At 63.4% G+C, this 12642-nt stretch carries 11 protein-coding genes; 6 read left to right on the top strand and 5 right to left on the bottom strand.

Annotated elements, in window-relative coordinates; all coding sequences use genetic code 11:
* The first annotated feature begins 77 nt into the window (after positions 1–77).
* The 4 genes from NKJ32_RS06820 (at position 78) to thrS (ending at position 3808) form a co-directional block, all read left to right on the top strand.
* On the top strand, positions 78–245 hold the full coding sequence (locus NKJ32_RS06820) for a hypothetical protein (protein WP_352568832.1): 168 nt from the start codon (positions 78–80) through the stop codon (positions 243–245).
* A 79-nt stretch (positions 246–324) separates the two neighbouring features.
* Positions 325–702, top strand: a complete 378-nt coding sequence (yidD, locus tag NKJ32_RS06815; protein WP_352827288.1) for a membrane protein insertion efficiency factor YidD — start codon at positions 325–327, stop codon at positions 700–702.
* A 146-nt stretch (positions 703–848) separates the two neighbouring features.
* On the top strand, positions 849–1664 hold the full coding sequence (gene blaOXA, locus NKJ32_RS06810) for a class D beta-lactamase (RefSeq protein WP_352827159.1): 816 nt from the start codon (positions 849–851) through the stop codon (positions 1662–1664).
* A 170-nt stretch (positions 1665–1834) separates the two neighbouring features.
* A complete protein-coding gene (thrS, locus tag NKJ32_RS06805; RefSeq protein WP_352827157.1) occupies positions 1835–3808 on the top strand; it encodes a threonine--tRNA ligase in 1974 nt (657 codons plus the stop codon).
* A 151-nt stretch (positions 3809–3959) separates the two neighbouring features.
* Here the strand turns inward: thrS and NKJ32_RS06800 are convergent, their stop codons facing one another.
* Positions 3960–4925 carry an RgsD C-terminal domain-containing protein gene (locus tag NKJ32_RS06800; RefSeq protein ID WP_023678874.1) on the bottom strand — a complete coding sequence of 322 codons (966 nt, stop codon included), beginning with the start codon at positions 4923–4925 and terminating at the stop codon, positions 3960–3962.
* Positions 4926–5081: 156 nt separating this feature from the next.
* On the opposite strand from NKJ32_RS06800, the gene NKJ32_RS06795 reads away from it, so the two are divergent.
* The gene (locus NKJ32_RS06795; protein WP_352568828.1) at positions 5082–5666 is read left to right on the top strand and encodes a nitroreductase family protein; all 585 of its coding nucleotides are present in this window, start codon (positions 5082–5084) and stop codon (positions 5664–5666) included.
* A 19-nt stretch (positions 5667–5685) separates the two neighbouring features.
* Here the strand turns inward: NKJ32_RS06795 and NKJ32_RS06790 are convergent, their stop codons facing one another.
* Positions 5686–6567: an HpcH/HpaI aldolase/citrate lyase family protein gene (locus NKJ32_RS06790; protein WP_352587953.1), complete on the bottom strand. Its 882-nt coding sequence runs from the start codon at positions 6565–6567 to the stop codon at positions 5686–5688.
* Positions 6568–6570: 3 nt separating this feature from the next.
* Complete coding sequence (locus NKJ32_RS06785; RefSeq protein WP_502894602.1) at positions 6571–7062, bottom strand: MaoC family dehydratase; 492 nt, start codon at positions 7060–7062, stop codon at positions 6571–6573.
* A gap of 110 nt (positions 7063–7172) precedes the next feature.
* Here NKJ32_RS06785 and NKJ32_RS06780 point away from each other — a divergent pair, with 110 nt between their 5' ends.
* Entirely contained in the window at positions 7173–8294 is a 1122-nt protein-coding gene (locus NKJ32_RS06780) for a DUF2336 domain-containing protein (protein WP_352795390.1), read from the top strand.
* Here the strand turns inward: NKJ32_RS06780 and NKJ32_RS06775 are convergent.
* The gene (locus NKJ32_RS06775) at positions 8291–10357 is read right to left on the bottom strand and encodes an FUSC family protein (RefSeq protein WP_352795392.1); all 2067 of its coding nucleotides are present in this window, start codon (positions 10355–10357) and stop codon (positions 8291–8293) included. The genes NKJ32_RS06780 and NKJ32_RS06775 overlap by 4 nt on opposite strands.
* Before the next feature lie 42 nt (positions 10358–10399).
* Complete coding sequence (gene parE / locus NKJ32_RS06770; protein WP_352795394.1) at positions 10400–12451, bottom strand: DNA topoisomerase IV subunit B; 2052 nt, start codon at positions 12449–12451, stop codon at positions 10400–10402.
* Positions 12452–12642: the final 191 nt, after the last annotated feature.

Genomic DNA, 12642 nt, shown 5'->3' with positions numbered 1-12642 from the left:
GTTATCTGACGTGGACGTTATACTCGTTTGAAGAGCAAGGCCAGCGGCGCTCTAATCGGTGCTCAAGGAGTGCCGCCATGATCCAGTTTCTCAACATTCTAGGCGATGTCGTGCGGATCGCGACGTTTCAGTGGTACGACGAGAAACCGCATAGGGATTGGTGCGAGGAGAGGCCGCCGACCAGCGTCGCCGTATGTCGAAGGCCGACGCCCGACCACTACCCGGTTCGCCGTACCAGGCCATGACCGGATTGCCGGAACGGCATTGCGTTCCTGGCCCGATGCGCACATCTATCGCGTAGGGAAACGCGATGTGGAGACTGCGGTGGTCGGCCAACATCGGCAAGCGCACGGCGCCAGACCGATTCGACAAGGACGCAATTGGCCCGGCCCGTGGCGCAAGACGCCGGGCCGCGTCTTCGGCACGTCGCTTGTCCGACTCTACCAGCTGACGCTGTCCGGCTTCGTCGGCAATTCCTGCCGGCATCTGCCGACCTGTTCCGAATACGCGCACGAAGCGATCGCCCGCCACGGGCTGTGGGCCGGCGGCTGGATGGGGTTTTTCCGGGTGCTGCGCTGCGGACCGTTCGGCACGCACGGCATCGACCGGGTGCCTGAGGCACTGGCTGATCGCTACCTCTGGTTCACGCCATGGCGGTACTGGCGGATCGGGAAAAAAAAACGTGGCGAGCTGGACAGTTGACCGCAACTGTGCGGTGCACAAAGGGATCGCTTTTTACGATCTGGTAGGGTTAACCGCAGCTTGCGCTGACATAGCGCATTTGAGACAAAATCGAGACAAGACACCTCGCTAAGCCGCTCCTGACACCCTTCAGGAGAGATTACCAAATGCGCCGGATAGATCGTCTTCCCTTCGTTTTCGCCGTGGTTCTCTATGTCCTGGCGTGGCTGATGGGTTTTCCGATCCGTGCGCAATCGGCGCCGCTCGGGGACGTCGAATGCACGCTGATCGTCGACGCCGCAAGCGGCGAGACGCTGTATCGCCAAGGGACCTGCGATCAGCGCTTCAGCCCCGCCTCGACATTCAAGGTTCCGCTGGCGCTGATCGGCTATGATGCTGGAATCCTGAGCGACGAGCATACGCCAAGCTGGGAGTACAAGGCAGAGTTCAATGCCCCGAAACGGGACCGCAAGACCGTCGACCCGACGATCTGGGAAAGGGATTCGGTCCTTTGGTTCTCACGCGAGATTACGCGCCGGCTCGGCAGCAAACAGTTTGCCGGCTATGTGTCCAGATTGGACTATGGTAACATCGAAGTCTCCGGCACTGCCGGCAAGAATGACGGCCTCACCCATTCCTGGGTGAATTCTTCGCTCAAGATATCGCCGGTCGAGCAGGTCGATTTCCTGCGCAAGCTGCTGGCGCGGAAACTGCCGGTCTCGGACAAGGCCCATGCGATGACCACCGCGATTGTCCCGACCTTCCGGGCAGGCGGCTGGACGGTGCAGGGCAAGACCGGAACGACCAGGCTCGGCGACAGCGCCGACAAGCGCTCGCTTGGCTGGTTTGTCGGTTGGGGGCAGAACGATGGTCGCAAGATCGTCTTTGTCCGCCTGGTAATCGATACGAAACGTTCCGACACGCCAAAGGGGCTCAAGACGCGGGCGATGTTCCTGAAAGAACTGCCGAATCTCGTCAGGTGACCCTATATCCGGCTTTACGGCGCCGAAAACTGCCCATAAAAGACCGCTCGCCGCCGGACGCATCCGGCTTTTGCCTGATGCATGTCGTTACCCCAAAACCGCTGCGCACTTTTGGGCGACATGCATTTTCACCACCCGCGCTCGTTTGCGGGACTGGATAGGAGAATCTTATGCTGAATTCCGTTTCCCTGACATTTCCCGATGGTTCCGTTCGCGATTACGACGCGGCGATGACCGGCGCCGGCCTGGCGGAATCGATCTCGAAGTCGCTGGCCAAGAAGGCCGTTGCCTATTCGATCGACGGCACAGTGCGCGATCTTTCCGACCCGATCGGCAGATCGGGCAAAGTCGAGATCATCACCCGCGAGGACCCGCGTGCGCTGGAGCTCATCCGCCACGATGCAGCCCATGTGCTGGCCGAAGCCGTGCAGGAACTTTGGCCGGGAACGCAGGTGACCATCGGGCCGGTGATCGAAAACGGATTCTACTACGATTTTGCCCGCAACGAGCCGTTCACGCCCGACGATTTCCCGGTGATCGAGAAGAAGATGCGCGAGATCATCGCGCGCAACAAGCCGTTCACCAAAGAGGTGTGGTCGCGTGAGAAGGCGAAAAGGATCTTCGCCGACAAGGGCGAGCGCTACAAGCTCGAGCTGATCGACGCCATCTCCGAGGATCAGGATCTCAAGATCTATGCACAGGGCGACTGGTTCGATCTTTGCCGCGGCCCGCATATGGCCGCGACTGGCCAGATCGGCAACGCCTTCAAGCTGATGAAGGTCGCCGGCGCCTATTGGCGCGGCGACAGCAACAACCCGATGCTGACCCGCATCTACGGCACGGCCTGGGCCGACCAGGCGCAGCTCGAAGCGTATCAGACGATGCTGGAGGAGGCCGAGAAGCGCGACCACAGGAAGCTCGGCCGTGAGATGGACCTGTTCCACTTCCAGGAGGAGGGCCCCGGGGTCGTGTTCTGGCACGCCAAGGGCTGGAGGATGTTCCAGAACCTGGTCAATTATATGCGTCGCCGCCTCGACGAACAGGGCTATCAGGAGGTCAACGCGCCGCAGGTGCTCGACAAGAGCCTGTGGGAGACGTCAGGCCACTGGGGCTGGTACCGGGACAACATGTTCAAGGTGACGGTTGCTGGCGACGACACCGACGACGACCGGGTGTTTGCGCTGAAGCCGATGAACTGCCCCGGTCACGTCCAAATCTTCAAGCACGGGCTGAAATCCTACCGCGATCTGCCGGTAAAACTTGCGGAATTCGGCAATGTGCATCGCTATGAGCCGTCCGGCGCGCTGCACGGGCTGATGCGCGTGCGCGGCTTTACCCAGGACGATGCGCACATCTTCTGCACCGAGGAACAGCTCGCCGACGAGTGCATCAAGATCAACGATCTGATCCTCTCGACCTATGCCGATTTCGGCTTCGACGAAATCACCGTCAAGCTGGCGACCCGCCCCGAAAAACGGGTCGGCACCGACGCGATGTGGGATCATGCTGAGGGCGTGCTGCAGGACGTGCTCGACAAGATCGCGGCGCGGTCGGGCAACCGGATCAAGACGGGCGTCAATCCGGGTGAGGGCACGTTCTACGGGCCGAAGTTCGAATATGTGCTGAAGGACGCCATCGGCCGCGACTGGCAATGCGGCACCACGCAGGTTGATTTCAACCTGCCGGAACGGTTCGGCGCCTTCTACATCGGCTCGGATTCGGAAAAGAAGCAGCCGGTGATGGTGCATCGCGCCATCTGCGGCTCGATGGAGCGTTTTCTCGGCATCCTGATCGAGAATTATTCCGGCCATTTCCCGCTCTGGTTCGCGCCGCTGCAGGTGGTGGTGGCGACGATCACTTCCGATGCCGACGATTACGCCCAAAAGGTCGTTGCGCAGCTGAAGGCGGCGGGGCTGATCGCCGAAGCCGATCTGCGCAACGAGAAGATCAACTACAAGGTCCGCGAGCATTCGCTGGCCAAGGTCCCGGTCATCCTCGTCTGCGGCAAGCGCGAGGCCGAGGAAGAAACGGTCAATATCCGTCGTCTCGGGTCGCGCGACCAGGAATCACTCGGCCTCGCAGCCGCCGTGAAGCTGCTTGCCGATGAGGCGGTGACACCCGACCGCAAGCGCCGCGCGGCCTGAACCAGCCGACCAGCAACGAATGGCGGTGGAGCGATCCACCGCCATTTTCATATGCCTGTCACGCCGCGCGCCTATCTGGCAAATCGATCGACGTGCGCGTCGGCGATGCGCTGGCGCGACGCATGCGCAAAGCAGCCTAGAGGGGCGCGCCTCAGTCGGCGCCTTCCTCGGAATCGATGGCCGAAGCCTCGGTGGCCAGAACCTCGATGTCCTGGTTGTGCCCAGCCACCACCGTAAAATCCTTCTGGTAGATGCGGTCGCGGTTCTTGGCGATGATGGTGTAGTCGCCCTCGGCCAGCACCATCGAGGCAAAGGCGCCGACGGTTTCCTTGATCGGATCGCCGGATTCGTTGAGCAGGGACCAGGAGGTGTCGGCGATCGCCTCGCCGCCTGGTTCGCGCACCAGCTTCATGGTCATCTCGGCGGCACGGTGCTCGACGGTCGCTTCGGTCAGCTTGCCGGCCTCGACGCGGATGTCGGAGCGGATGACCGCGTTCACCGCGCCATAGGTCGACACGACGTGGTAGGTGCCGGCATTGAGCCGCACGACGCTGTTCGGCTCGACATCGGGTATGATCAGGGCGCGATCGCCATCGGCCGCGGCGTGGCTCTCATAGATCGAGAAGCGCAGCTTCTTCGGCGGTATGCGTACCCCGCCGGACAGCACGGCATCGAGCTTGAGGCCACCGGCATCGAGCACGAGGCTCTCGCGCTTGGCTTCCTTGCCGACGGTGATGCGCTTGGTGGCGCCGGCCCGCCCGTAGGAGGCGTGGACCAGATACGAACCCGGCTCGAGCTGGAATATGGCGGTGCCGCCATGAGCGGAGGCGACCATCGGCAGCTTGCCGTCGCTGGCCGATTCGGGCTTGAAGACGCGCCAGACTATGCCGCGCGTGATGTCGGCGCCCTTGTCGGTCAATTGCGCCGACAGCGTGATCGCCCCGCTGCTGCCCAATGCCAGCGATGTCTCGCTTTTCGGAGGCGCATAGCCCGAAATTCCGGGAAGCTTCAGCTCGCCGAGGCCGTCCACATCCTGGGCGACGGCAAGCGAAACCGGCACCATCAACAGTGCGGCAGCGAGCCATATCAGGAAAAGACGCAATGTCCCCTCAAACATGCCTTGCGTTGAAGCCCAAGGCGGTGGCAATTTCAAGGCTTAAGAGTCCGGTCGGCTTCTGCTACAGGGCTCTTTGTCCGGCGCGCCGCGCCAATGCCCAAGCCGCCCGATGTCCCGATGGTGCGCTTCAGCTCAAATTCCAGGAGACTTGCGCCCATGGCGTCGCCGATCATCGATCTTCTGCTGACCCGAAATTCCGCGCCGATCCCGGATTTGAAGGAACCGGCACCGGGCGATGCGGAGATCGCGACGATGATCGCCGCCGCCTCGCGGGTGCCGGACCATGGCCGGCTGGAGCCTTGGCGTTTCATCCTTTATCGCGGCGAGGCCCGCATCGAGATCGGCAAGAAGCTGGCAGAACTTGCCGAACAGCGCGAAGGGCCGCTGCCGGAAGGCCGGCGCAACCAGGAATTGGCGCGCTTTTCGCGGGCGCCGCTGGTCATCGGCGTGATTTCTATCCCCAGGGAAAATCCAAAGATCCCGCAATGGGAGATGTTCCTGTCCGGCGGCATGGCGGCGATGAACCTGATGCTTGCCGCCAATGCGCTGGGCTACGGCACCAACATGATCAGCAACTGGTATTCCGACGTGCCCGAGGGCAGGGCGATCCTCGGCCTGGCGCCGCATGAGCGGGTCGTCGGCTTCGTCCATATCGGCTCCTACCAGGGGCCAGCGCCGGAACGACCGCGGCCCGATCCGGCAAAGCTCTATGCCGACTATTCGGGGCCGTGGGTGGGATAATTTTCGCGCGGAACAGACCCTAAGCGTCAAGCCCCGCTGCCTTGGCTCGCGCCAGGAGCCGTTCGGCGAGCTTGAGATGCGGCCGATCGTACATCTTGCCGTCGATGCCGACGACGCCGGGATTTCCTGCCGCCTCGAACGCCTCGACGATCGCCAGGGCGCTTTTCACCGCTTGCGCCGAAGGTGTGAAGGCGGCGTTGATGACCGGCACCTGCGCCGGATGGATCGCCATCTTGCCGGTGAAGCCGTCGCGCTCGGCCTCAGTGCATTCGGCCTCGAAGCCGGCCATGTCGCGAAAGTCCGGAAAGACGGTGTCGATCGCCGCGACTTCCGCGGCACTTGCGGCAAGCATGGTCATGGTGCGGGCGAAGCGGAACACATCCGTGTAGCGGCCGTTCCCGTCGCGCGTCGCGCGTGCGCCGATTGCCGCCGACAGATCTTCCGCGCCCCAAGTGAGGCCGGCAAGCCGCGCGCTTGCCTTGGCGTAGGTTGCAGCGGCCATTACGCCGGCTGCGGTTTCGGTGATGATCGGCAGGATCCTTATCGCGCCATCCGGCAGGCCGCCTTCGGCTTCGTGCACCCTGAGCTTGGCCGAGAGATGCTGGACATCCAGTCCGCTGTTCGACTTAGGCAGCATGATGCCGTCTGGTTTCACCGGCACGAGCGCCGCCAGATCGTCGTCGGTCAGTCCGGTCGAAAGATCGTTGACGCGAACATAGATCGCGGAGCTGGTCCGGTGCCTGTGCGCGGCGATAAAACGCGCCGCTGTGTCGCGCGCCAGACCTTTGTTCTGCGCGGCAATCGAATCCTCGAGGTCGATGATGACCACGTCGGCGCCTACGCCAAAGCCCTTCTCCAGCTTCTTTTCCGAATCGCCGGGAACGAAGAGCAGAGAACGCATCGGCTATGCCTTTTTCATCATCATGGCTTGCCTCGTGCATTTGGCAACCAGCACATCGTTCTGGTTATAGGCGCGGTGCTCGAACTCGACGATACCGCGGTCCGGTTTCGACCTGGAATCGCGCACCGAAACCACCGTGGTCTCGACGCGAATGGTGTCGCCATGGAAGACGGGGTGCGGAAACACTGTCTCCTTCATGCCGAGATTGGCGATGGTGGTGCCGACGGTGATGTCATTGACCGAGATGCCGATCATCAGGCCCAGCGTGAACAGCGAATTGACCAGCGGTTTGCCCCATTCGCTCTTCGCCGCGAAGTCGAAATCGATGTGCAGCGGTTGCGGGTTCAGCGTCATCACCGAAAACAGCATGTTGTCGCTTTCGGTCACGGTCTTGCGCAGCGTGTGCTTGAACACATGGCCGACAACGAACTCCTCAAGGTAAAGTCCGGCCATTGTCGATCTCCTCCGCTGCTTAAGGGTTGATAGGCGTTGCATACCGGGCTCGCAAGCCAGTTAACGAACATGGTGAACCGTTCGTAAACCATTTGTGCCTACGGTCTCCACCAGGGTCAGAAGCGTTCTGGCAAGGGGCGTAAGCAGGCGACATGGTCGTTTCGCATTTCCTGAAATGGATCCATACGGCGAAGGTGTCGGAGCGTGCTGCGGCGGCAAGCGCGCTGGCTCGCGCCTATGTCGACTCGGAGCTGCCTTTCGAGGACCGCTGCGCTGCCGAGGCGGCGCTGACGTTGCTGCTCGATGACGTATCGTCGAAGGTGCGGCTGGCGATCGCCGACGCGCTTTCCATGAGCCATCATGCGCCGCCGCAGATCGTCAGCGCGCTGGCCTCGGACCAGCCGGAAGTCGCAGCCTTGGTGCTGGCGCGCTCGCCGCTGCTCACCGATGCCGACCTGATCGATCGGGTTGCCGGCGGCCAGAAAGCGACGCAGAAGGTGATCGCCGACCGGCCGCGTGTCTCGATGTCGGTTGCGGCGGCGATCGCCGAGATCGGTGAGCCGGAGGCTTGCACCACGCTGCTCGCCAACAGCGGCGCCGACATCGCATCCGTCAGCTTTCGCCGCATGGCCGAGCGGCACGGCCATCTGCCTCTGGTGCGCGAGGCGCTGATCGCCGACACCCGGCTGCCCGCCGACTGCCGGCATATGCTGCTGGTCAAGCTCGGGGAGATGCTCAAGGGGTCGCCGCTGGTGCTGGCGCTGATGGGCGCCGCCAGGGCCGAGCGCGTCACGCGCGATGCTTGCATCAAGGCTTCGCTGACGCTGATCGAAGGCACGCGGACAGAGGAACATACCGCACTTGTCGAACATCTGCGCCTGCGCGGCGACCTGACCGCAAGCTTCGTCGTCCGCACCATTGCGCACGGCAAGGTCGACTTCTTTGGTTCGGCGCTGGTCGCGCTCAGCCAACAGTCCGAACAACGGGTGAGAGCACTGCTGGCCGGCGGGCATGACATAGCGTTGCAGGCACTGTTCCGCAGCGCCGGGCTTGCCGCCGCCACCCACGCCATCATCCTGCGCGCGCTGAAGGTCTGGCGCGAGGTCGCCAATGGCAAACGCCTCGCCGGCGTCCAGGAAGTCAGTTGGCTGATGCTGAAGGAATTGGGCGGACAGTCCGCGGAAGGCGATCTCGCCGGGCTGGTCAAATCGATCCATCTCGACGCGCTGCGCGAGAACGCACGCGGGCACGCGCTGGCGATCGCTGCTGCCTAAACCCGGTCTTTCGCGAAAAAGTCCGGAAAATCCTCAATCGCGGCGGCGATGATGCGCAGCGAGGCGGCGGTCTGCAGCATTTCGGCTGCGACGCTGCGCTCCGCGATGCCAGCTGCATACTGCCTGGCGACCGCGACGGTCGCCGTCTGCGGCTCGCCGGGCCGCCTGAACAGCAGTTCGCGTGCCAGCCCGCGCAGGAAATTGGTGATGGAAAGTGCTGTTTCAGGCGGGATCGCGGAACTTTGCTGCGCGTTGCGCAGCCGCAGGATTTCGAGGCCGACGGTAACCGCAGCTATGCCGTCGCCGAGAACCGCGTCGCCTTTCTTGCCGGCGTTCTGCAGCAGTGGCATCAACTGGTTGATCCGGTCGTAGGCAAGGCTTTCGAAGGCCGATCGCCGCGGCAGGCGGTCGTGCAGGCAAAGGCGTGCAAGATCTTCGCGCATTGTTTGCAGGATGCGGTTGACTGTAACCCAGGGGTCGGCGGGCAGCACGACGGCGAAGACGCCGATCGCCAGAAGAATGCCGACAAGGACCGCTGCCGAATTGGCGAGGAACGGCTCCGGATCGTAGGTCATGACCTGATGTGGGCTGAGGAAGGCGAGGAAATTGATCGCAAAGGCCGTTGCCACGCCGACATAGCGCGGATTGGCCATGCCCAGTGCCGCTGGCACCAGGATCGGGACGACGAAAACCGCGAACCAGCCAAAGCCCGGCAGCGCTGGAAGTGCTATCTGCCCGACCACAAACGCGAACGGCAGGGCGAGCAACGTGCCCTCGAAGAAGTTCCATGCCGACCGGATCGGATCGGCGCGCGCGGCGAACAGGCTGGAGACAACGGCGACCAGAATGACCGTGCCCGTCGCGTCCGACCATTTCGTCGCCAGCCAGAAGCCGGCGACCAGGAGCGTGGCGATAGCTGCGCGCACGGCATTGCGCGATGCCGCACGGTAATCGCGGTGCACCACCAGCGCCGGCTGCCGCCGTTCGCGACTGGCACGAGACGGGGGAGAGCGGAGTGCATCCAGGCCGCGCAGCACTTGCTGCATTGCCTCGGCGAAGTCGGCGGCAATGGTTAGGCGGGTGACAGTGCCAGCCCAGTCAATGTCTTGCCCGGCCGCGATGTCAGGCATCTGTCGCGCCTTGCCGGCGATTGCGTCGAGCCGCACCACCCAGGGCGCCATATCGTCCAGCGCGCCCGGCTTGGCTACCAGTTCGCCGACAACAGCCTGCAACTCGGCGCGAACGGGGATGAGGGCTGCATTCTTCGGCGCGGCGTGGGCATGCAGCGCACGCGCCGCTGACAGGGCCGACAGAAGCTGGCCGATGGTACGCCGGACCGGATAGGCGCGGGTGGCGAGGCTCGGCCCCTCCAGCCTTGCGTAGGTGCGCATCTCGCCGAGCGTTTGGACGTCGCCGATCAGCTTGCGGTGCAGCCCGGCAAGCTTTTCCGCATCGCCGCCGGAAAAAGCGCCGTCCGCATAGGCCGCCAGGTCGAGAATGCTGCGTTTCAGTCTTGAGATGATGGCGTCGGCGGCCAGTTTCGGCAGGATCAGCCGGCTGGTCAGCGCAGCGCAGACGATACCAAGCACGATTTCCGCGCAGCGCGCCACGGCGAGATCGATGACGAGGTGCGGCTGGCCGAAAGCCGGCAGGCCGATGATCATCGCGGTGTAGCCGGCAAGCGCCGCGCCATAGGCTTCCGGATTGCGTAGCAGCGACGAGACCAGCGAGCAGATGCCGATCCAGACGGCAAGAACTGCAACCAGCAACCACGGGTTGGCATCGAAAACAGTGGTAATGCCGATCGCCGCCAGCGCGCCGGCAAGCGTGCCGAGGAGACGATAAAACCCCTTCGCCAGCACCATGCCGGCGACCGGCTGTGCGACGATGAACACCGTCATCATCGCCCATTGCGGGTGGTCGAGCTTCAGCGCATAGGCGGCCAAAATCGCGATGAGGCCGGCCGAAACGGTGCGCAGGGCAAAGATCCAGTCCGAGCGCGTCGGCCGCGTCAGGCCAGCGATCCGCGTGCCGATATCGTCCTTCAGCCGCGCCCAGGTCAAGTGCTCGTCTCCAGCTCAGAAGGCCAAGCTAGCGGCGGGAGCTCAGATATCCAGCACTTCCGTCTCGGCGAATTCCGCGCGTTCCTGGATGAACCGGAAACGGGCCTCGGGCTTGGTCCCCATCAATGCGTCGACCGCATCCTTGGTCGCCGCCTCGGCATCGATAACGTCGACCCTGAGCAGCGTGCGCTTTTTCGGGTCCATGGTGGTTTCCTTGAGCTGGGCGGCCATCATTTCGCCCAGCCCCTTGAAGCGGCCGATTTCGACCTTGCCGCGCCCGGTGAATTCGGTGCGCAGGAGTTCGTCCTTGTGCGCGTCGTTGCGGGCATAGGCGACCTTGCCGCCTTGCCGAATCGAATAAAGCGGCGGCACCGCCAGATAGAGATGGCCGCCGCGGACCAGGCTTGGCATCTCCTGGTAGAAAAAGGTGATCAGCAGCGAGGCGATATGGGCGCCGTCGACGTCGGCATCGGTCATGATGATGACCCGGTCGTAACGCAGGTCCTCGTCGCGATATCTCGAGCGCGTGCCGCAGCCAAGCGCCTGGATGAGGTCGGATATCTGCTGGTTGGCGGCAAGCTTGTCGCTGCCGGCGCTGGCGACGTTGAGGATCTTGCCGCGCAGGGGCAGCACCGCCTGGCTGGCGCGGTCGCGCGCCTGCTTTGCCGAACCGCCGGCCGAATCGCCCTCGACGATGAACAGCTCGGCACCGGCGGCGGCATTCTGCGTGCAGTCGGCGAGCTTGCCGGGCAGGCGCAGCTTGCGCACCGCGCTCTTGCGCGACACTTCCTTTTCCTGGCGGCGGCGCACCCGCTCGTCGGCGCGCGCGATCACCCATTCGAGCAGTTTCGAAGCTTCCTGCGGATTGTCGGCCAGCCAGTGGTCGAACGGGTCGCGGATGGCGCTTTCGACGATGCGGATCGCCTCGATCGTCGCCAGCCTGTCCTTGGTCTGGCCGACGAATTCCGGTTCGCGGATGAACACCGACAGCATGCCCGCCGCCGAGATCATCACATCCTCGGAAGTGACGATCGAGGCGCGCTTGTTGCCGACCAGGTCGGCGTAGGCGCGCAAGCCGCGCGTCAGCACGTTGCGGAACCCGGCCTCATGCGTGCCGCCCTCCGCGGTCGGGATGGTATTGCAATAGGAATTGATAAAACCGTCGCCGCCGAACCAGGTCACCGCCCATTCGAGCGAACCGTGGCCGCCCTGCTTCTCGCTCTTGCCGGCAAACATTTCACGGGTCACCTGGAATTCGTCGCCGAGCGAGGCTTTCAGATAATCCTTGAGGCCGCCCGGAAAATGGAATTCTGCCTTGGCCGGCGTCGTGTCCTTTTCCTTGATCAGCGACGGATCGCAGGTCCAGCGGATTTCGACACCGCCGAACAGATAGGCCTTTGACCGCGCCATGCGGTAGAGCCGCGCCGGCTCGAAAGCAGCACCCTTGCCGAAAATCTGCTCGTCTGGATGGAAGCGGATCTTCGTGCCGCGGCGGTTGTGCACCTCGCCGAGCTGCTCCAGGCCGGTCACCGGAACGCCTCGCGAGAAGCGCTGGCGATACAGCTTGCGCCCAATCGCGACCTCGACCTCGAGATGGTCGGACAGCGCGTTGACCACGGAAACGCCTACACCGTGCAGGCCGCCGGACGTCTCGTAAACCTTGCTGTCGAACTTGCCGCCTGAATGCAGCGTCGTCATGATGAGTTCAAGCGCCGGCTTCTTGAATTTCGGGTGCGGATCGACCGGAATGCCGCGGCCGTTGTCGGTTACGGACAGGTATCCGTCTGCGGAAAGCTCGACATCGATGAAGGTCGCATGGCCGGCGACCGCCTCGTCCATCGAATTGTCGATGACCTCGGCAAACAGATGGTGCATCGCCTTGTCGTCGGTGCCGCCAATGTACATGCCCGGGCGGCGGCGCACCGGCTCCAGCCCCTCCAGCACTTCGATATCGGCGGCACTGTAGCTCTCGCTGGCGTCGCGGGGCGCCGGCCGCTTCGCCGCCTGCACAAGCGGATCGGCCGGTCGCGCGGCGGCGCGAGCCGGCTGCGGCTGCTTGTCCAATTTGGCGAAAAGATCGTTATTGTCGTCCATGCCGATCCTGGATTCCGATGCTGCGAATCACCACCCGATACTGCCACGCTTTTCGCGGGCAGGCGACGGAGGTTCCTGTTACGTTCGAGGATAGAGCCTCTTACTGCAAAACCATTCGACAGCCAAGCGGCGGAAATGGGGTCGAAGCTTGGGGCATCGACGCTTTGTAAACCTTGTCCGAAGGTTACGCC

This window comes from Mesorhizobium sp. M0159, from assembly GCF_040322295.1.
In the GTDB taxonomy this organism is placed as follows: domain Bacteria; phylum Pseudomonadota; class Alphaproteobacteria; order Rhizobiales; family Rhizobiaceae; genus Mesorhizobium.
The sequence above is the reverse complement of the archived record's forward strand: the minus strand, read 5'-3'. Positions and strand labels throughout refer to the sequence as shown.

Bases quoted from the DNA above. Each gene is read 5' to 3' on its own strand.
- parE (WP_352795394.1), bottom strand. From the start codon at position 12,451: ATGGACGACAATAACGATCTTTTCGCCAAATTGGACAAGCAGCCGCAG.
- NKJ32_RS06820 (WP_352568832.1), top strand. From the start codon at position 78: ATGATCCAGTTTCTCAACATTCTAGGCGATGTCGTGCGGATCGCGACG.
- NKJ32_RS06790 (WP_352587953.1), bottom strand. From the start codon at position 6,567: ATGCGTTCTCTGCTCTTCGTTCCCGGCGATTCGGAAAAGAAGCTGGAG.
- NKJ32_RS06795 (WP_352568828.1), top strand. From the start codon at position 5,082: ATGGCGTCGCCGATCATCGATCTTCTGCTGACCCGAAATTCCGCGCCG.
- blaOXA (WP_352827159.1), top strand. From the start codon at position 849: ATGCGCCGGATAGATCGTCTTCCCTTCGTTTTCGCCGTGGTTCTCTAT.
- NKJ32_RS06800 (WP_023678874.1), bottom strand. From the start codon at position 4,925: ATGTTTGAGGGGACATTGCGTCTTTTCCTGATATGGCTCGCTGCCGCA.
- thrS (WP_352827157.1), top strand. From the start codon at position 1,835: ATGCTGAATTCCGTTTCCCTGACATTTCCCGATGGTTCCGTTCGCGAT.
- NKJ32_RS06785 (WP_502894602.1), bottom strand. From the start codon at position 7,062: ATGCAACGCCTATCAACCCTTAAGCAGCGGAGGAGATCGACAATGGCC.
- NKJ32_RS06780 (WP_352795390.1), top strand. From the start codon at position 7,173: ATGGTCGTTTCGCATTTCCTGAAATGGATCCATACGGCGAAGGTGTCG.